This is a genomic window from Chryseobacterium sp. GP-SGM7 (assembly GCF_049166575.1).
Taxonomy (GTDB): Bacteria; Bacteroidota; Bacteroidia; order Flavobacteriales; family Weeksellaceae; genus Chryseobacterium.
Genome location: NZ_JBMHFF010000002.1, coordinates 461,237 through 480,478 on the forward strand (window position 1 = coordinate 461,237; position 19,242 = coordinate 480,478).

15 protein-coding genes are annotated in these 19,242 nt (G+C 34.2%); 9 read left to right on the forward strand and 6 right to left on the reverse strand.

Annotated elements, in window-relative coordinates; genetic code table 11:
• Position 1: 1 nt before the first annotated feature.
• Complete coding sequence (gene porU, locus ACOOWA_RS10890) at positions 2-3,898, reverse strand: type IX secretion system sortase PorU (protein ID WP_421375181.1); 3,897 nt, start codon at positions 3,896-3,898, stop codon at positions 2-4.
• Between the two features lie 165 nt (positions 3,899-4,063).
• Between porU and gldJ the strand changes: the two genes are divergently transcribed.
• Both gldJ and ACOOWA_RS10900 read left to right on the forward strand, forming a co-directional pair.
• Positions 4,064-5,665 carry a gliding motility lipoprotein GldJ gene (gldJ, locus tag ACOOWA_RS10895; RefSeq protein ID WP_421375182.1) on the forward strand — a complete coding sequence of 534 codons (1,602 nt, stop codon included), beginning with the start codon at positions 4,064-4,066 and terminating at the stop codon, positions 5,663-5,665.
• Between the two features lie 83 nt (positions 5,666-5,748).
• Positions 5,749-7,020 carry a UDP-N-acetylmuramoyl-tripeptide--D-alanyl-D-alanine ligase gene (locus ACOOWA_RS10900; protein ID WP_421375183.1) on the forward strand — a complete coding sequence of 424 codons (1,272 nt, stop codon included), beginning with the start codon at positions 5,749-5,751 and terminating at the stop codon, positions 7,018-7,020.
• On the opposite strand, the gene ACOOWA_RS10905 is transcribed toward ACOOWA_RS10900, so the two are convergent.
• Positions 7,013-7,624 (reverse strand): NUDIX hydrolase, encoded by a 612-nt coding sequence (locus ACOOWA_RS10905; RefSeq protein ID WP_421375185.1) that lies wholly within the window; start codon positions 7,622-7,624, stop codon positions 7,013-7,015. The two genes, ACOOWA_RS10900 and ACOOWA_RS10905, sit on opposite strands and share 8 nt — an antisense overlap.
• A 29-nt stretch (positions 7,625-7,653) precedes the next feature.
• Between ACOOWA_RS10905 and ACOOWA_RS10910 the strand changes: the two genes are divergently transcribed.
• Complete coding sequence (locus ACOOWA_RS10910) at positions 7,654-8,043, forward strand: SRPBCC family protein (RefSeq protein WP_421375187.1); 390 nt, start codon at positions 7,654-7,656, stop codon at positions 8,041-8,043.
• 28 nt (positions 8,044-8,071) lie between these two features.
• Here the strand turns inward: ACOOWA_RS10910 and ACOOWA_RS10915 are convergent, their stop codons facing one another.
• Genes ACOOWA_RS10915 through ACOOWA_RS10925 form a run of 3 tightly spaced genes read right to left on the reverse strand, consistent with a single transcriptional unit; the run spans position 8,072 to position 11,000 of the window.
• The gene (locus tag ACOOWA_RS10915; protein ID WP_421375188.1) at positions 8,072-9,118 is read right to left on the reverse strand and encodes an anhydro-N-acetylmuramic acid kinase; all 1,047 of its coding nucleotides are present in this window, start codon (positions 9,116-9,118) and stop codon (positions 8,072-8,074) included.
• Positions 9,119-9,120: 2 nt separating this feature from the next.
• Positions 9,121-9,720: an LPS export ABC transporter periplasmic protein LptC gene (gene lptC / locus ACOOWA_RS10920; RefSeq protein ID WP_421375189.1), complete on the reverse strand. Its 600-nt coding sequence runs from the start codon at positions 9,718-9,720 to the stop codon at positions 9,121-9,123.
• Positions 9,721-9,722: 2 nt separating this feature from the next.
• Entirely contained in the window at positions 9,723-11,000 is a 1,278-nt protein-coding gene (locus ACOOWA_RS10925) for a hypothetical protein (protein WP_421375190.1), read from the reverse strand.
• A gap of 249 nt (positions 11,001-11,249) precedes the next feature.
• On the opposite strand from ACOOWA_RS10925, the gene ACOOWA_RS10930 reads away from it, so the two are divergent.
• Positions 11,250-12,368, forward strand: coding sequence for an ATP-binding protein (locus ACOOWA_RS10930; protein ID WP_421375192.1), 1,119 nt, complete (start codon positions 11,250-11,252; stop codon positions 12,366-12,368).
• Positions 12,369-12,391: 23 nt separating this feature from the next.
• On the opposite strand, the gene ACOOWA_RS10935 is transcribed toward ACOOWA_RS10930, so the two are convergent.
• Positions 12,392-13,372 (reverse strand): hypothetical protein, encoded by a 981-nt coding sequence (locus tag ACOOWA_RS10935; RefSeq protein ID WP_421375194.1) that lies wholly within the window; start codon positions 13,370-13,372, stop codon positions 12,392-12,394.
• Positions 13,373-13,500: 128 nt separating this feature from the next.
• Between ACOOWA_RS10935 and ACOOWA_RS10940 the strand changes: the two genes are divergently transcribed.
• From ACOOWA_RS10940 to ACOOWA_RS10960, 5 genes are all read left to right on the forward strand, one after another.
• Positions 13,501-14,127 (forward strand): TetR/AcrR family transcriptional regulator, encoded by a 627-nt coding sequence (locus ACOOWA_RS10940; RefSeq protein ID WP_421375195.1) that lies wholly within the window; start codon positions 13,501-13,503, stop codon positions 14,125-14,127.
• Positions 14,111-15,424: a TolC family protein gene (locus tag ACOOWA_RS10945; protein WP_421375196.1), complete on the forward strand. Its 1,314-nt coding sequence runs from the start codon at positions 14,111-14,113 to the stop codon at positions 15,422-15,424. The genes ACOOWA_RS10940 and ACOOWA_RS10945 overlap by 17 nt, the downstream gene beginning before the upstream one ends.
• Before the next feature lie 16 nt (positions 15,425-15,440).
• Positions 15,441-16,547 (forward strand): HlyD family secretion protein, encoded by a 1,107-nt coding sequence (locus ACOOWA_RS10950; RefSeq protein ID WP_421375197.1) that lies wholly within the window; start codon positions 15,441-15,443, stop codon positions 16,545-16,547.
• 255 nt (positions 16,548-16,802) lie between these two features.
• A complete protein-coding gene (locus ACOOWA_RS10955) occupies positions 16,803-18,380 on the forward strand; it encodes a DHA2 family efflux MFS transporter permease subunit (RefSeq protein WP_421375198.1) in 1,578 nt (525 codons plus the stop codon).
• Positions 18,381-18,789: 409 nt separating this feature from the next.
• On the forward strand, positions 18,790-19,194 hold the full coding sequence (locus ACOOWA_RS10960; RefSeq protein WP_421375200.1) for a hypothetical protein: 405 nt from the start codon (positions 18,790-18,792) through the stop codon (positions 19,192-19,194).
• Positions 19,195-19,242: the final 48 nt, after the last annotated feature.

Consider the following 19,242-nt stretch of genomic DNA (forward strand, 5'->3'; position numbering starts at 1 on the left):
TTTACTTCAAAAGTACCATTTTTTCTACAGCTGTAGCACTTCCTTTGCATTTTTCTTGATTTTGACTTTTTGCAAATATCTTAAAAATATACGTACCTTTTGCTACTGTGTCACCAAAATCATCTTTTCCGTCCCACTCAATTGCCTGACGTGGCGTTCTAAAGCCCTGTAGGAAGGGTTCTGCAACTACAACATTTGTTAAAGTTCTTACTAATTTTCCTGTAATTGTATAAATTTGAACATTAACATCTAAAATATCATCACAATTATGCTCAAACTGAACGTATGTTTTGTTCGTAAAAGGATTTGGCCAGTTCAACGGTCTGTTAATAATCAGATGTTGATCTGCTTCATCTTTAACCTCAAAGTTTAACGTTTCAGTTGTCGAATTATTGTTGATATCCCAAACTTTAAATGTTAACTGATGTTGTCCTAATGCTAAATTTCTAAAAGGATAGGTTACATTTCCTTTCTGATAGTCTGCTAAAGAAGGATTAAGACACCCGTTTCCTTCACCTGAGGCGAAGAAATCATTTAAAACTACGGTATTAATAATTTGTCCGTCCAAATATACTGTAATATCGTGACCAATACCAGAACCTGTAGAATTTATTCCTGTATCATCTGTTAAACAAGCTAAAAGCATCGGGCTTTGATTGGTAATTCCTCCATTGGCAAAATTGGTATTGTTCATGTATAATTTTACTTTTGGTGGTTCATTATCATTAATTCCGTTAGGGTTAAGATCACCTACTCGTACCGTTTGGTTATTAAACACATCAAAAGATTTATTGTCGGCATAGCCTAATATTCTTCCGTCTCCAACAGCGTAATTGATGTCTTTAGGAACATAAAATTCAACAGTAAATACACCGTTAACTGCAGTTCCGGAAGCTTTTACAATTGCACTGCCTTCCTCTGTATATTGTAAAATAGGAGTTAAACCGCCATCGTTATTTAAAGTGCTTTTATTTAATCGCTTATCAAAAATATTAATCACAACTCTACCGTTAAATGTTGTATTAACCGTTCCGTTTGCATTATTAATGTGTCCCTTCACTTTCACAAAATCTAAACCTCTTATCAATCCCGGAACTGGTGATTCTATGTTATCAATCACCAATAATCTTTGAGGTCTGCTCAGTTTCATGGCTGGATCGCTCAGAACATTTACTTTCAGGTGATTAGAATCTCCTCCATATTGTTTTTTTGCATTCAAATGAGCGTTTCCTATAGTCTGAAAATCATCATTTACCATTTTGAACATTTCTCTGGTGAAAAAATTAGTGAATTGCTCACCATAAAATACACCCACTGCACGGCTTGAAGTAATCATTGAGGCAGGCCCTCCTTGTTTAAGCTTAATAAATTGTTCTCCGGCCGAAAAAGTACCCGGCTCGTCCCAAAGTGTAAATTCACATGTAATGGTTGATACAAAAGGAAATCTGCTGTAAACAGGCGAAAAATTATTTGAATTTTGAATTTCATCCGTTGTTAAAACTCTTTCCTGAGCCCATCCGTTGATACCTCCATGTCCGAAATAAAAAAGATAAAGACTGTTACCAATATCATTCGAGATAGCCTGATTTACCTGAGGATACCTCTGTCCTCCTGCTGTACTTTGAGCCTGAAAAGCATCTAAGTACAATTTTCTTACATTATATTCTTTTAAAGTATTTACCAGAGGAACTTCAAATATACTCTGTAAAGAATTATTCATGGTAGTATGGAAAGGCACTGTGTTGTCATTGTCATCATCAACTACAAAATCAAGCTTCATTCTCCACTCTCCAAAAGGGGATGATTGTCCCGAAAGAGCATTGTAATATGCTAAAGTTTTATCGATCATATTAGCAGCTTCCGTAGGATTTGCAGCAGGAAGACGACCAATCGGTAAATCCGGAATGTTCAGTGATAATTCTGCAGAAGTCTGAGGTTTCGTCATTACAATATAATCATCCGTCACGAAAGAGCTTTCGAAATCTCTTGAAGATTCACTTTCATAGCTTGAAACGATATTTGAATTATTTGAAATTCTATTTTTATAGTCATAAGAAGCATCACCAAGAATAAAAACATATTTCAGGCTTCCAAGAGGTGTGTTCAGTTTAGTTATAAAATCTCTTAATGCGGTAAGATCTCTGCTGCCGCTTCCAAATTCATTATAAATTTTATCTGTATCTACAATCTGAACATTAAAATTATTTCTTGTCTGATGATAAGTGGCAATTCGCTGAGCTTGTGCCATCATTTCTGGTGTCGTGATAATAAGGTAATCTACATTTTGCAATGCAGAAAGATTTTGATTGGCAATTCTTCCTACAAATTGCGGAGAAAATGCTGCATCTGCTCTGAAAGCTACAAATTCATTATTGAAATTAAGATCAGAAGTTGTGTATCCGAAATTAAAATTTCCACTTCCTGTAGCTTTGTTTACTCTCCTGTTGGCATTGGTAATATCTGTTACATCCCAAACCTGCTCCATATTCCCCGTATTTGAAATACTGAAACCATAATTTGTATTGGTACCTGTAGCCAAAGAAAAATCTCTGAAATTCATTTGAGAACCATTGAATTTAAGATCTTCTCTGTACTGTACCTCGGCATAATCGAGGTAAAAAACTCCGTTAGGATTAGTTGCAATATTCGGTAAATAATTAATGGTAATCTGGTTGCCGGAAATCGCCGTTGTAGTTCCTGTATAAGTTAAAGGATAAAAATCATTTGAGTAACTAGGAGGATTTTGAGGAACTGATTGAGGGGAAGGATTCTGGCTGTTAATATTGAAGATTAAACTGTTTTGCTGAGCACGCCAACCGACAACCTGAGTTCGGTATTTTACAATATCGCCTGCCTGAATTGGTGATCCTAAATTAAAAGTAACCGCTTTGTCTGTTGTAAAACCTTGATCTTCAACCCAAACTCTTCCTACTTTTAATAAATTTCTCTGGTCATTATTTATCACCTGATAATTATCAAACTTTGTTATCGGTGCAGAGGAAGGTAAATTCAAATCAACAGGTACAACTCTTTTTCCTGCACCTTTGTCGAAATTGATATAGTAATAAGAGAAATCTTCGTAGATGTTTTTTAAATTCTCACTGCTGTCAGTTCTGAATTCGCGTCTTTTTATACCGTTACCGTTCGCAGTGTTGTATAAATTATATCCATTCGGACCCTGAGCGTAAAAAAGTGCGTAATCATTATCATTCCAGACACCATCATCTTCTCCCACCACCTGAATTGCATTTTCCTGCAATGCACTATATTTTACATCCTGATTAAATTCGGGAAGCATAATTCCTCCATTTCCGTAGATTCTGAAATTTTTCGGATTGATATTGGCAGGATTCATCCCATTATCTCTCAGAAATTGAGCCGTAATTTTGAAAATTCCGGATTTGTCAACTTTAATTTTGTAAAAACCACCGCTTGATAAAGGATTTTGTGTAGTCCCGACTTTGCCTGCGCTCATTGGCATCGGCGCATTGCTTTCGGTGATATTAAAAGATGATAACCTTTGTACCTTACCATTTATTTTTTTAAATAATCCCACACGCACACTTGCAAAACGTTCTCCTTCTAAATAATAGTAGTCTATATCCGAAATGTCACGATCCTGGATAAAATAGGGATCTAATTCGTATAACTCTTTCATCGAAACCGCTTCCCACACAAGATTTGATACCTGAAGCTGTCTATCTCCTGTTTTCTGCTTATTGATGATGAAAATATTATTCTGATTATAAGAAAAACCTTCATTAGTAAAATTGGGAAGATTTTTTTTAATATCACCATAATCCTGAATTTTAGCTCCTTCCCAGTTTATGGATACTCTTTGAGCCCAAGCCGTTGATACAAAAGCAAATATAGATAATAGAGTGATTTTTAGTCTCATGTTTATGTTTGAAATTTCTAAATTACAAAATAAATGAAAATTTTATAATTAAATTGTCATACCATAAAATTAATTTGTTAAGAATTTTCAAAAAAATCAAATCTTTACTTGATTTATTGAATAATTTATTTTTTCTTTGTACTTTGAATAATATTTATATCGACTATGAAAAAACTAAAGTTGTTTTCATTAATAGCATTGAGTTCTACACTTGCATTAACCAGTTGTGGTGGTTCAGGGACTTCCGGAGGCGGCGGTACTAAAAAGTTTGTCAGCAAGACAGGTTGGAAACCAAACGAAAAACAGGGTTGGTTTTTTGCAGGAAAGCAGCAGAAACAAAAAGGTTGGCCGGGGATGGTATATGTTGAGGGAGGAACTTTTACAATGGGATTAGTGAAAGATGATGTAATGCACGATTGGAATAACTCTCCTCGCAGAATGCAGGTAAGCTCATTCTTTATCGGTGAAACTGAGATTACTAACTACGAATACCGCGAATACCTTACATGGTTGAAGTATGTATTCCCACCAAGTGATCCAAGTTATAAAGAAATTTACAACGGTGCTTTGCCGGATACTTTATTATGGGATAATAAATTATCTAGAAATGATCTTAATGAAACGTATTTCAGAGATCAGAACTACGATTATTATCCGGTAGTGGGAGTTTCTTGGACTCAGGCAAACAGATATTGCGAATGGTTGACAGACAGAGCAAACGAAAAAGCTTTGATGCAAGCAGGTATTATTGCAAAAGATTTGTACATCAACGAATCTAATAACCAAGGTGGAACAGCATTTAATATGGATAAATTTAGATCGAATGATCCTGAAATGCAAGGGTACATCAATGAGCAGAGAATGATGCAGAAGAGTGGTATGAAAACTACCAACCAAAGACTTCAGGCAGCAAACAGAGCTCCTAACGCAGCAATGGTTACCAAATTCAGACTTCCTTCTGAAGTTGAATGGGAATTTGCTGCTCTTGGAATGGAAAAAAACAGAGAGTACAATAGCTACTTAGAGAAAAAACCGGAGGTTGAGCTTCTTAGAGGTACCAAAGGTAGAAACAGAGGGATGATCCTTGAAAACTTTAAACAGGGAAGAGGAGATTACTCTGGTCCTGCAGGTTGGAAAAACGACGGTGCAGCTCAAACTTCAGACGTAAGACAATTCCCTACTAATAATCTTGGTATTTACGGTATGTTTGGAAACGTGTCAGAATGGACTGCAGATGTTTACAGACCAATTATCGATGAATCTGGAAGTGATTTCAACTATTACAGAGGAAATATGCCTCAGGCTATTGTAAGAAACGGTGACGGAACTTACAAAATGGTTGATGAGACTAATATTAAATATGACACTCTAAAAGACGGTCGATTGGTGGCAAGAAATCTACCTGGTCAGTTTGAAAGAGAAACGATTGCAGATTACAGAAACTATATGGATGGTGACAGACAGTCTTCATTAGATTATAGAAATGCAAGCGACTCTGCGGCTTCTTATGATATGTATAATTCTCCTGTTACAAAATTTATCGTTAATGCAAACGGTAAAGTAATATTGCAGAAAGATACTAAAGACAGAACCTCAGCGATTTCTAATGATATTAGAGTTGTGAAAGGTGGTTCTTGGCAAGATTCAGCATATTGGTTGGATCCGGGACAGAGAAGATACAAAGATCAGTCAGCTGGTTACGGCTGGATCGGTTTCCGTGTAGCACAAGATGCTAGAGTAAACGACAAAGCTAGAACAAGAAGATAATATTTATCAAAATACTTATAAAAAACCTCCCGAAAATACGGGAGGTTTTTTTATTTTTGAATTTTAAAAATTATATTTAACCCATGACTATAGAACAGTTTTATCAAATATTTTTAAAAGCTAATAAGGTAACAATAGACAGCAGAAAAATAGAAAAGAATGATATTTTTTTCGCTTTTTCAGGTGATAATTTTGATGCCGCTACATTAGCCGAAAAGGCTGTTGACCAAGGGGCGATTGCAGTAATAGTTGAAAATAAAGATTTTGAAAATTCAGACAAAAATATTTTGTATGTTTCTTCCACTTTGAAGTTTCTCCAGGAGTTGGCTATTTATCATAGAAATCAATTAAATATTCCTATCATTGGTCTTACCGGAAGTAATGGGAAAACCACGACAAAGGAGCTTATTCACGCTGTACTTTCACAAAAATATAAGGTTCAGTACACATTTGGAAATTTGAATAATCACATCGGGGTTCCATTGACTTTACTTTCAATAAAACCCGAACATAAAATAGCAGTTATTGAAATGGGAGCCAATCATCAAAAAGAAATAGAACTACTTTGCAGGATTGCGAAACCAAATTTCGGATATATCACTAATTTTGGTAAAGCCCATTTAGAAGGTTTCGGTGGCTTTGAAGGAGTTATTAGAGGTAAATCTGAATTGTATGATTATCTTAAAAATAAAAAACAAACTGTTTTAGTAAATGAAAGTGATCCCATTCAATATGAAAAAACACAAGATTATCAATCAAAAATAACTTTTGGAAAATCAGATTCCGATTATTATTTTGAGCCATTTTCTAAAGAACATTTTGTTGGCTTAAAATTTCAGAATGAAAACGTACTTTCTAAGCTTACAGGAGAATACAATTTTACCAATCTTTGTGCTGCAGCAAGTTTTGGCCTTCACTTTGGAGTAAGTTTCGATAAGATTAAATCTGCATTAGCATCTTATACTCCAACAAATATGAGATCTCAGATTATTAAGAAAGACAATAAAACGCTGGTTTTAGATACTTACAATGCCAATCCGAGTTCCATGTTTGCATCGCTGCACAATTTTATCACTTTTGAAGGGTCAAAAACAATTATCATCGGTGATATGCTGGAATTAGGTGATGAAAGTATAAAAGAACACGAAAACATTCTTACACTGGCTCAAGACTTAGGTTTTGACGAAATTATTACCGTCGGAAAACAATTTAGAAATATTAATTTAAATTCTAAAGCTTTTGAGAGTACCGAAGAATTGACTCAATATTTAAAAGAAAATAAAATTCAATCAGATAATATTTTATTTAAAGCTTCACGAGGAATTTCTCTAGAAAAAGCTATCGATTTTATTTAGACTTCGAGTCCCAAAATTCTTTAATAATCAATTTTATATTCTGGAAAGTACTTGGGAAAACTTCATTCTCAATCTGAGTGATGTTTTTCCAGGCAACTTCTGTAATGCCTTCTTCCACTTGAGGTTTTGAAGTATCTTCACCATCGAAAAGCATTTCAAACCAATGGGTATGTTTCAAAACACGGTCGCCGTTTCTCTCGATATAGATGTGATAGGTTGTATTGATAAAGTCTCTAAGTTCTACATTCTGCAAATTCGTCTCTTCTTCAATTTCTCTTACAGCAGACTCTTCACGAGATTCACCTTTTTCCATCTTACCTTTGGGAAGATCCCATTTACCTAATCTTTTGATGAAAAGCGTATCTCCATTTGGCCTTACTACAATTCCTCCTGCTGCTTCGATGATTCTGAATAATTTTTTAAATTCTTCCCAAATAATTTCAATCTGTTCGCCATAAACGTTCAGTTCGGAAGTCGATGTATTCTGCAGAAGATCAAGCGCGATTTCTAAAGTTGTGAAACTTTCATAATTTAAAGCTTTCTCTAAGTTTTCCGGCTTCTTAGAGATCAATAATTTTTTTTCGTTCACAAAAACTTTATACATTTGTAGTAATTTAAATACAAAAATAAAAAATGAATTTAGAAGGACGAAAAATTATTGTCAATAAATCATCAAAAGATTTATCTGAGTTGCTGAAATCGCCTGAAAATTATAAAAATTTTATGCCGGATGGTCTTCAGAAGTTTGAAACCAGAGAAGATGGATTCAAATTCGGACTTCAAGGTATGCCAGAAATAGCACTAAAAATCGATGAAGTTACAGAGGAAAAGGCTGTTTTGAAATCTGCTAGTTCAAGTTTAGATTTTGCGCTGACTGCAACTTTGAATCCGTTAAATGAAAATCAAACGGAAGTTCAGATGCTTTTTGAAGGAAAATTTAATCCTTTCATTAAAATGATGGTTGAAAAACCGCTTCAGAATTTTATCAATACTTTAACCGATAAGATTGAAGTTTACAAATAATCAGAAACCTTCAGAAATGAAGGTTTTTTTATGCAATAATTCCTGAGCTGTGATCATGTGAACTGCCTGTTGCAGAAGAAAGAACGTTGATTTCGTTATTCCATCTTAAAACTCCCATAAAAGCAAAAATCAAGGCTTCTTTAAAATCAATAATTTCTTTTTCAGGAATATTAATTTCAGATTTCGTTTTGCTGTTAATTCGCTCAATCAAAAACTGATTATACGTTCCGCCTCCTGTAAAAAGAACTTTTTTCAAATTATAATCGTTAAAAACTTTAGAAATCTGTTCCGCAACATGTTCTGTAAATGTTGCTAAAATATCTAAATTTTCAATATTTAAAAATAAAGGAAAAATATTTTCGTTACACCATTCAATTCCTAAAGATTTTGGATGCGATTGGCTGTAAAATTCCAAAGAATTTAGTTTTGTTAATATTTCTTGATTAATCTTCCCTTTCTTCGCTAAATCACCATTTTCATCATAATTCTGATTGAAATTTAAAGCTAATTTATTTAAAACAATGTTTACCGGAGCAATATCAAATGCAATTCTTTGATGATTGTTTTTAAATGAAATATTAGAAAATCCGCCTAAATTTAAACAGGCATCATAATCGGAAAATAAAAGCTCATCACCAATCGGAACCAAAGGTGCTCCGTTACCGCCCAATAAAACATCTTGTGAACGAAAATCATATATAACAGGAATTTGAGTTTCTGTTTTTATTGCTCTTCCATCACCAATCTGAAGTGTAAATTTTCTTTGAGGCTGATGAAAAACCGTATGACCGTGAGAAGCGATTAAATCAATATCTGATAATTGATTTTTTTGAATGAAATTTTGAGTAATCTGACCTAAATAAAAGCCATAATCGGTATTTAAAGCTAATAAATCTTGTGATGATAAGTGAATTGAATTTCTAAGCTGATCTTCTAAAGCTTTAGAATAAGAAACGGTTTCAGCCTGAATAATTTTAAATTTCCAATAAGAATTTTCTTCCCAAAACTGAGCAAAACAGATATCTAAACCATCTAAACTTGTTCCGGACATCAATCCTATTGCTTTAAAAACCATTTTTACTGAGCTTTAGGTTGGGCAATTTTGGCTTTGCTTACATCAAGATCTCCCGAATTATTGAAGAATTTGTATTCTGAGAAATCGTCTTTTGCGGTCATTCCGTTGGCGTGAACTAAAGTAGAACCATCTTCCATCGTTGCATAAACAGTATCTTTGGTATAAATTCTTTTTTTCATTTGATCCCAGAAAACACTTTGGGTAGCAAATCTTTGTCCGTCACTTGTAAGAATTTTTACATCACCTCTTGCTTCATAAAATTTCTTATAATCATAAATTTTAGCAAATTTCGCCGTGATATTTCCTGGCTTTTCAGGATTTTTTTTATCAAAAAATTCTATTTTCATGCCCTTTTTGGCAACGGTATAGGGACTGTCGATCAAATCATACGTTTCAATAATCGGAGCCGTCGCTTTTAAAGTAATAAATCCTGAATCTCTTTGAACTATTTTTGCATCATAAATAATTCTTGAAGGGAAGTTTTTGTTCTCATTACCGTTTAATTTGGTAAGATCTTCTTCGCAGGATGTGAATATAAAAAATATAGCACAACTAAAAAGGTATGCTATATTTTTAAAATTTTTATGTGAAATAAAATTCATTATTAATTGTAAAGCTGTTTTCTAAACCATCTGTCAGCAAAATTGAATCCAACTCTTAGGTTGATAAAATTTTGGTTGATCAGATTGTTTTTAAGCGTTCCTCTCTTTCCTAGTTCTAAGCCAATCTCCAAACCGCTCATTCTTGTGATGCTGCTGTTTTTGAAAGGTAACATTACTCCTGCTGAAACACCAAATTTATTAATGCTGTTGCCGTAAAGTTCGATATTTCCTTTTTCATAGAAAGCACCATAACGGTATACTACTCTTGAAAAATAACTTCTGAAGTTATTATAATTAGGCAAATACCATCCTCCTGCAGAAACTCTGTAAGAATCTTTGTAATCGAATGTGTTGCCGAAATAACTTATAGACTCTCCTTTTTTATAATCTACCTGCCCTGAAACGAACCATTGATTTTCGCTTCCATATCCAACTCCGACAGATGCCTGAAGCGGGAGAAGATTATTAGAATTGGTCTGTTTTTTCTCAATCACAGTAGGAATTGATGTAAGATCTACGTCTGTGTAATAATAAGTACTGTTGGTATATTCAGTAGTCATTTTGCTGGTGTTACCAAAAGTAGCAGTGGCACCAATAGTAAGTTTTTTGTCAGTTCGTGTATTAATCTTCTGATAACTTGTGCCTAATGTAAAATTGAAATTTCGGATGCTGTTTTTGGTTTCGTAGCCATTAATCAAATCTGCAGTGGAAGTTGTAAATTCATTCAGATCATACAGATTTCCAAAATAGTAATTTGCTCTTGCACCAACAGAAAACTGAGGATTTACTTTGTAAGATAATGCAAGCTGTGCAGTATTTAAAGTTCCGCTACCTTTAAATTTATTTCCGTAAACAGTTCCGTCTGTCATCGTTTCGCTATGAAGGATCTCATAACTTTTTGAGCTGTATGGTTGATACAAAAATCCCATTTTAACTTTTGGTGAAACAGGAAATGCCAATGAAATATTAGATAAATAAGTAGAATGCTTTGTTGCTTTTGTACTATTATAATCAGTTTTAAAGTAATTATTTTCGTTTGTAGCTTCAAGTCTGATGCTTGTCAGCTCAAAATTACTGTTATTAGCAGGGTTTCCGAAATTGAAATTACTGGTAAAATCACTGATGTATGCAGTAGAAATACCTCCCATTGAGTTGGTTTCAATCGTATTATCATATTTTACATCCCCAATTCCATAAGCAGCATAAGGTGAGTTGCTTAAACTCTGCGCGTTAAGGAAATACCCCACCGAAATGAATGATAGTACAAAAATTTTTTTCATTCTAGATTTTTAAAATAATGCGCAAATATCTTAAATATTAATGAATTGTAAAAATTTACTGAGGTTAAAGTTTGTTAAGGGGAATTTTGTAAAGAATTTCTATTGTGAATAGTGAGTCAGCTTTCCTGTGAATAGTGAATTTTTAATATTCAATACATAGGAAATGATTAGATAAAATTGACTATCGACTTGCGAAGCAAAATTGAGCATTCACAAAATATCAGTTCTAAAAATTCTTATCTTTGAAGCATGAATTGGGAAAACATCGCCGGACAGGAAAACCTAAAAAAAGTTCTTAAAGATAGCATCGCCGAAAATAGAGTAAGCCACGCCCAGCTTTTTATCGGAAAAGAAGGTTATGGAACGATGCCATTGGTTTTAGCGTATGCAAAAGAGATTTTGAAAGGTGAAAATGAACATGCAGCTTCGAAAGTTGAACATCTTAATCACCTTGATTTGCATTTCAGTTTTCCGGTTTTTACGGACAATAAAAATTCGTTAAGTAAAAATAAATTTGAGCAGTTCAGAGAAATGATAATCAGTTCGCCATATTCAAGTTTTGATGATTGGACGGCTCATTTGGAATCTGAAAACAAGCAGTTCTTTATTTCAGCAGACGAAATTGACGATCAAAATCAAAAATTTGCCCTGAAAAGTTTCGAAGGCGGTACAAAAATATTGATTGTCTGGAGAGTTGACAAAATGAATGTTGCAGCTTCCAACAAGTTTCTGAAATTTCTGGAAGAACCACCAGCAAAAACAATTATTCTTTTGACGGCAGAATCTACTGATGATATTTTGCCCACAATTTTATCAAGAACACAACTTATTGAAGTTCCAAGAATTAATGATAGAGATATTGAAACCTATCTTCAGTCTAAATTTCAGATTTCTGCAGAAAAAATAAGGGAAATTGTTCATCAGGCTCAGGGAAATCTTAATGATGCGATTAATTTTTTAAATTCAGAAACGAAAAATCCTGAGTTTGAAAAGTTGTTTGTACAATGGGTTCGTGATGCGTTTATGGTCAAAAAGAAACCTGAATTTTTGAAGAATATTATTTTGTGGGCAAGAGAAATTGCCGGCTGGAACAGAGAAAAGCAGAAGAATTTTTTAAATTATGCTTCTGAGATTTTCAGATTGGCTTTGCTGCAAAATTATCAGTCACAAGATTTGGTGTATAAAAAAATTGATGCAAATGGTTTCAATTGGGAAGGTTTTTCGAAATTCATCAGTGGAGCAAACATTATCAGTATTTTAGATGAAATCAATACAGCAGATTTACATTTAACAAGAAACGGAAATCCTAAAATTGTATGGACAGATTTGGGAATAAAATTATCGAGATATATTCACAAAAGTTCATAAATATAAATATTAATGAACAGCTATCATTTAAGATTGTTTTTAAACTCTAAATATTCCTTTTCCATAAAATCTGGTTTGCTTAGCTGAATACGCATAGATTCTATATTTTTTATTGTAGATTGTAATGCAGTTGTAAACCAAGGAAATTCCTGACTTAAAGAGATAAGTTTGGCGAGCGAACGTAAACCTGTATTTTCAGTTTCAGATAATTTTACTGCATGTTCGTAACGGAAAACAGGGCAATAATAATACTCGTCAGCAACATAATCCCACATCTCAAGATCTGCATTGCTGTTAATAAGGTAAGCCATTGCAAATACAGAAGAATCCAGATAATTTTCTGAAAAAATAAAACAATCGAATACGTTTTGTGATTCATCTTGTTTCATTTTCCTTTTCAAAAGATCACCGATAATCTGATGGCTTTTTTCCCTTTTTACAGTATCCTTAGATAAATGGAGTACACTGGCATATTCCACTTTCGCCAGATCATTATTGGGAAACTTTTTATAAGCCTTTTCTGCGTAGGTCATTGCTGCGTCATTATCCAATAAAATTCTTTGAAGCTTAGATGTTGCTACCAATTCTTCCACAGACAGCTGATCTTTTCCTTCAACCTTTTTTCTGAAATAATTCAGCGATTTTGTAGCGTATCTGTCTTTTGTAAAACGTTCTATAATTTGCCAGTCTTCTAATTTTTCAAATTGAGAATTATCCCAAAATTCATAAAGCACAGACATTCTGTCCCATTTAGACTGAATTTCTGCCCACTGAGAAAATACCTGAGAATAGGCAAGGTGTGGCGGTACACTTTTTCCGTTTTGATCTTCGATATCGAGACTGATCTCAGAAATCGGATCAGAATAATATCTTTTATAAGCTTCTACAATTTCCAGATCGAATTTTGCTCCGGATTCAGAGATTTTGACTAATTGATCTTCTGATTGAGGATTGATTTTTTCTGTCTGTTTTTTCTTGCCGAAAAGAAAGCTGAAGAAGCCCATAAAATCTATTTTTAGTAAAAAAAAATTAATAGTAAATATAGTAAGAATTAAAATAAAATTAAAAAATCAATCAAACGTTTGATTTTTATAAAAAAGCATTGTATATTTGCATCCGAAAATTATCATTTATGATTTCAAAAGAAGAAAATATATTGTTCGCTGCTGAAAAGCTTTTTGCTGAAAACGGCTTTCAGGGAACTTCTACTAGAGAAATTTCTAAAGCGGCAAACGTGAATATTTCCATGATTTCTTATTATTTCGGATCTAAAGAAAAGCTTTACGAAAAACTGGTTGAATACAGAATGCAGGAAGGGCAGTTTTTTGCGAAAGATATTTTGGAAAGAACAGATATTAACGAATGGGAAAAGATTCAGAAAATTGTTGATCAGTTTGCGGGTAGAGTAAGACATCACAAATGTTTTTACAGAATCATGCAGAGAGAACAGCTTCATACAGAAAATCCTCAGATTGTAGAGTTTCTGAAACAGACCAAATTAGGTTTTCTTACCATGTATTCTAAAATTCTGGAAAGCGGAATCGAAAAAGGAATTTTTACTAAAAATCCTCCCATCTATTTATTGCATTCTACGGTGAGCGGAACTCTGTTTTATGCATCAAACGCAACCGGGATGTATAAGGAGTTTCTTCAAAATAATGAAACTGATGAAGTTTTTGAGGAGACTTATTTCAATGAACTGACACAACACGTAAAACATATTTTAAAAGACCTTTTAGGTTATGAAGAGAATAAATAACTCAGTTATTGCATTGTCACTTTTTGCAGGGATGATGTATACTCATGCTCAGGAAAAAAAGCAGCTTACCCTTGATGAAGCGGTTCAGCTTGGAATCCAGAACAGCAAAAGTTTAAAAATAGATGCTGCCAAAATTGAAGAAGCAACAGCTGACCTTTTGGAAGCCAGAAACAGACAGCTTCCTGAATTAAAGGTTTCAGGAAGTTATATGTATCTTCCGGTTAAGCCGACTGTTAACTTAAAACTTCCCGGAGTTTCTGGAGCAGGTGGGCCGGAAGTCAGTCAGGTTGCGTTTGGTTCGGCAAATTTAAGCGTGCCTTTATACAGTGGCGGAAAAATAAAATACGGCATTCAGTCGGCGAAATATTTGGTGGAAGCATCAAAACTGAGTACGGAAAACGATAAGATTGCTATTGCTTACAATGTTGCTCAGGCTTATAATAATTTATTTAAAGCGAATCAGTCTATTAAAGTCTTAGAAGAAAATCTTACCGCTTCTCAAAAGAGAGACGAAACTTTTCTTAAACTGGAAAATAATGGCGTTATCGCAAGAAACGACCGTTTAAAGGCGAATCTTCAGACTTCAAATATCGAATTACAACTTTTAGAAGCAAAAAACAACTACAATATTGCGAATATCAATATGGATTTGCTTTTAGGTCTTCCGGATGCTACAGAAATCGAAGTTGATCAAAATTATATTGACGAATCTAATGAGGTGAAAGCTGTTGATTTTTATCTGAATGAAGCAAGAGAGAATCGTAAAGATCTTCAGGCTTTAGACCAACAGAGGAAGGCAGCGGCGTTGGGAACTAGATCTGCAAAATCCGAAAATCTTCCATCTATTGCTTTAACGGGAGGTTACGTTGCAGCAGATATTCCGAAGTTTTTAACGGTTTACAATGCGGTAAATGTAGGAGTGGGAATTTCTTATAATCTTTCAAACCTTTGGAAAGAAAATTCTTCATTAAAACAGTCTCAGGCAAAAGAAATGCAATTGTCTGCAACGAATGATATGCTGAATGACAATATTAAACTGGATGTCAACAGAGAATATCAAAATTCAGATTATTCTAAAAAAAGAATTGCAGTTTTCGAAAAATCTGCTGAGCAGGCAAACGAAAATTACAGAATCACCAAAAATAAGTACGATAACGGTCTTGCAACCATGACAGAATTATTGGATGCAGATGCTGCACAGATTGCTGCAAATGTTGGTGTAATTAATGCAAAAGCTGATGCTGCATTAGCCTACAGAAAACTGTTACAGACTACAGGAACTTTAACTATTAAATAAAAAGACAATACCCAAAATGGAAAATAATAATACTCAGGAAATCGCTGAACCAAAAAAGAAAAAAAGTTTAGTTTTTCCAATTATATTAGCAATAATCGTAATCGGAGGCGGAATCTTCGCTTACAGATCTTACACTTACGGTCAGTTTCATGAAGAAACCGATGATGCCCAAATTGCATCCAATATGAATCCCGTAATTTCTAAAATATCCGGTTATGTGGCACAAGTGAAAGTAAAAGACAATCAGTTTGTAAAAAAAGGTGATACTCTGGTAATTTTGGATAATAAAGATCAGAAAATGGCTTTGGAACAGGCGGAAGCAGCTTTGTCAACAGCGAAAAGTAATATTTCTTCTGCTCAGTCTTCTACCAATGCCACTTCAAAAAACATCAGCAGTTCTCAGGCTGCAGTTGCTACTGCAAATGCTCAAATTGAAGCGGCAAAAGTTAATGTTTGGAAAACAGCACAGGATTTAAAAAGATATGAGATTTTGGTAAAAGATCATTCTATCACGCAACAGCAATACGAACAGGCTTTGGCTGCAAAACAATCTGCTGATAAGCAATTGCAGGTTTTGGTGGAACAGAGAAATCAGATCGCTCAGCAAACAGGTATTGCTTCTTCTCAAACTGAGGCAAGTTCTCAACAAATTTCGGTTGCAGGTTCGGTTGCAAAACAAAGAGAAGTAGATGTGGAAAGTGCAAGATTGAATCTATCTTACACCGTTATTGTTGCTCCTGAAGATGGTTTTGTAGGAAAAGTTCCTATTCAGGCCGGACAGTTTTTACAAGCGGGTTCTCAGTTATTTAGTTTGGTTAAAAATGATCAAAAATGGGTAATTGCCAATTTTAAAGAAACTCAGGTAGCTAAAATGGTGGAAGGTCAAAAAGTTGAAATCAAAATTGATGCTTTTCCTGATACAAAATTTGAAGGCGTTGTGAGCTCGTTCTCCCCGGCAACAGGATCTACATTCTCTATTCTTCCTCCGGATAATGCAAGCGGAAACTTTGTAAAAGTGGTACAAAGACTACCGATAAAAATCGATTTCGTGAATTTAGATAAAAATATCGCCAAGAAATTGAGAACAGGGATGAACGTAAAAGCAGAAGTAGCTTTAAAATAATATTAAAATAGTGAAAGGTCTATAAACTTATTTGTCAATAGTGAATTTACTTCGCTGTCAATTTAAAACTGACTGCTTTAAAATTTCAAGATTGACTTGCAAATTAAAATTAACCATTCACATCTGTAAATGTATATCAGTGGATTGTCATGTTGAAGATGAAGGTCAATGATGATAATGAAAATGAAGAAGCAAAGATTGACAACGGTGTTAATTGACCATTGATAATCCACTTTTTTTTACAATATAAAAACTATGCAAGATTCATTAGTAGAATACGGAGCCCGAAGAGTAATTATTACAATTACAGCGATTCTTTGTGCTTTGCTTGAAATTGTAGACTCCACGATTGTAAATGTTGCCTTGAATGAAATGAAGGGGAATCTTGGAGCTACACTTTCTGAAGTAGGCTGGGTAATTACGGCGTATGCAATTGGTAACGTAATCGTTGTACCAATGACGAGCTGGCTTTCTCAGCAGTTTGGACGTAGAAATTATTTTGCGGCCTCAATTATTATATTCACTGTATTTTCTTTTCTCTGCGGTAATGCCGACAACATCTGGGAATTGGTATTTTTCAGATTGTGTCAGGGAATTGGTGGCGGAGCGCTTTTGGTGACTTCACAAACCATTATTACAGAATCTTATCCTCTCGAAAAGAGAAGTATGGCACAGGCTATTTATGGTTTAGGAGTAATTATTGGCCCTACTTTAGGTCCGCCATTGGGAGGATATATTGTTGATAATTACAGTTGGCCGTATATTTTTTATATCAATATTCCCATCGGTATTGCGGCAACCATCATGACTTTACAGTTTGTGAAAAGCCCGAAATTCTCAGAGAAAAGGAAAGCTTCGGATGTAGACTGGCTCGGAATTATGCTTTTGGCATTAACTGTTGGTTCTTTACAGTTTATTTTGGAAAGAGGGCACGAAGAAGACTGGTTTGAAAGCGGAATGATCGTTACTTTTACCACAACAGCAATTTTAGGATTTGTACTTTTCCTTTGGAGAGAACTCACCTATAAATATCCGATTGTAGAACTCAGGGTTTTAAAGAACGGAAATCTGAGGATTGGAACTGTAATGTCATTTGTTTTAGGATTTGGTTTGTATGGTTCTACATTTATTGTTCCTTTATACACACAAAGTATTTTGGGTTGGACGGCGCTTCAGTCAGGAGCTTTAATGATTCCGGCGGCTTTAACCACAGCTTTTATGATGCCTATTATCGGAAAATTACTGTCGAAAGGAGCAAAACAACAGATTTTGGTTTCTCTGGGGTTATTAATCTTCTTTATTTACAGTTTCTGGGGTTACAAAATTCTGACACCCGATACGAGTAAAGATGCCTTTTTCTGGATGCTGATTGTACGTGGAATGGGACTTGGTTTATTGTTTATACCAATCACTTCCTTATCCTTAAGCACTTTAAAAGGTCAGGAAATAGGACAGGGAGCTGCTTTTACAGGAATGATGAGACAGCTTGGCGGTTCATTCGGAATTGCTGCAATTACAACGTTTATTGCCAATGCAAGTCAGAAATACAGAGTCAATTTACTTTCCCATTTAGATGGCGACAGCTTTGATGTTCAGCAAAGATTGGTGGGGATGAAAGCCAGTTTCATTGCCAAAGGAATGACTCCTGATGCAGCAATGAATGCCGCTTATAAAGTTCTGGATATGACTGTCACCAAACAGGCAACTGTACTTTCTTACATGGATGTATTTCTTTATCTCGGGGTTGCATTTTTAATCTGTATTCCGTTTATCTTATTTATTCGGGAACGTAAAAGCAAAGAAAAAATAGATTTAAGTGAAGCAATGCACTAAAATATAAACCTCTGAAAAAATTTCAGAGGTTTTTTTTGTTTCCGAATTCTGTTGAAAACTTTACAAAATCTTCAGTTTAGAAATTTTAATAAATATCCTTTATGTATATCCGTAATTTGTAATAGTTTAATTTTTAGCTCCATTTTTATCATTCTGAAAGAATCTCATCACGTTGAAATAAAATGATTTGGATTCCTTCGGAAAGACAAAAAGACTGTTGATTTTTGCAATATGTTAAAAAACTCTTTTTCGTTTTAAAATTCTTTGCTTACAACATATCAACAGAAATATTTTATATTTTAAAGAATATCCGAAAACGCCTGATATTTGGTAGAATATTTTCCTTATTTTTGAGAATTAACTATCGTTTTTGAGCTGTTAATATTTAATAAAATAAATTATGAAAAAAATGAAATTGAAAACAGTATTGAAACGATCGTTTTTAATGCTAGTAACAGCATTTATTTTTGGTTTTGTAACATCTTGTAAAAATGACGGCGATGATGTTTCTGAAGCAAATGATACGCATAAAGTAATTTTCAAAGCTGAAGCATCATCTGGAAGTAATATCAGTACAGCTGTTTATGGAATTGATGGAAATCCTATTACAGTAAACGGTTTAAGCGGAACAACCTGGATGAGCCCTGAAATAACAACGGACACAAAGGTTTATAATTCTAATGTCGTTGTAAATGCAACAGGAGCAAACAGTGCTTCAACTCTCAAAGTTCAGATTTGGGTAGATGGTGAACTTAAAAAAGAAAGTACGGTAACGGGTAAGAATTTATCAGCTTCTACAAGCTATTCTTTTTAAGAATAATCTATAGACATAAGAAATCCGGTTCATGAATCTGAACCGGAT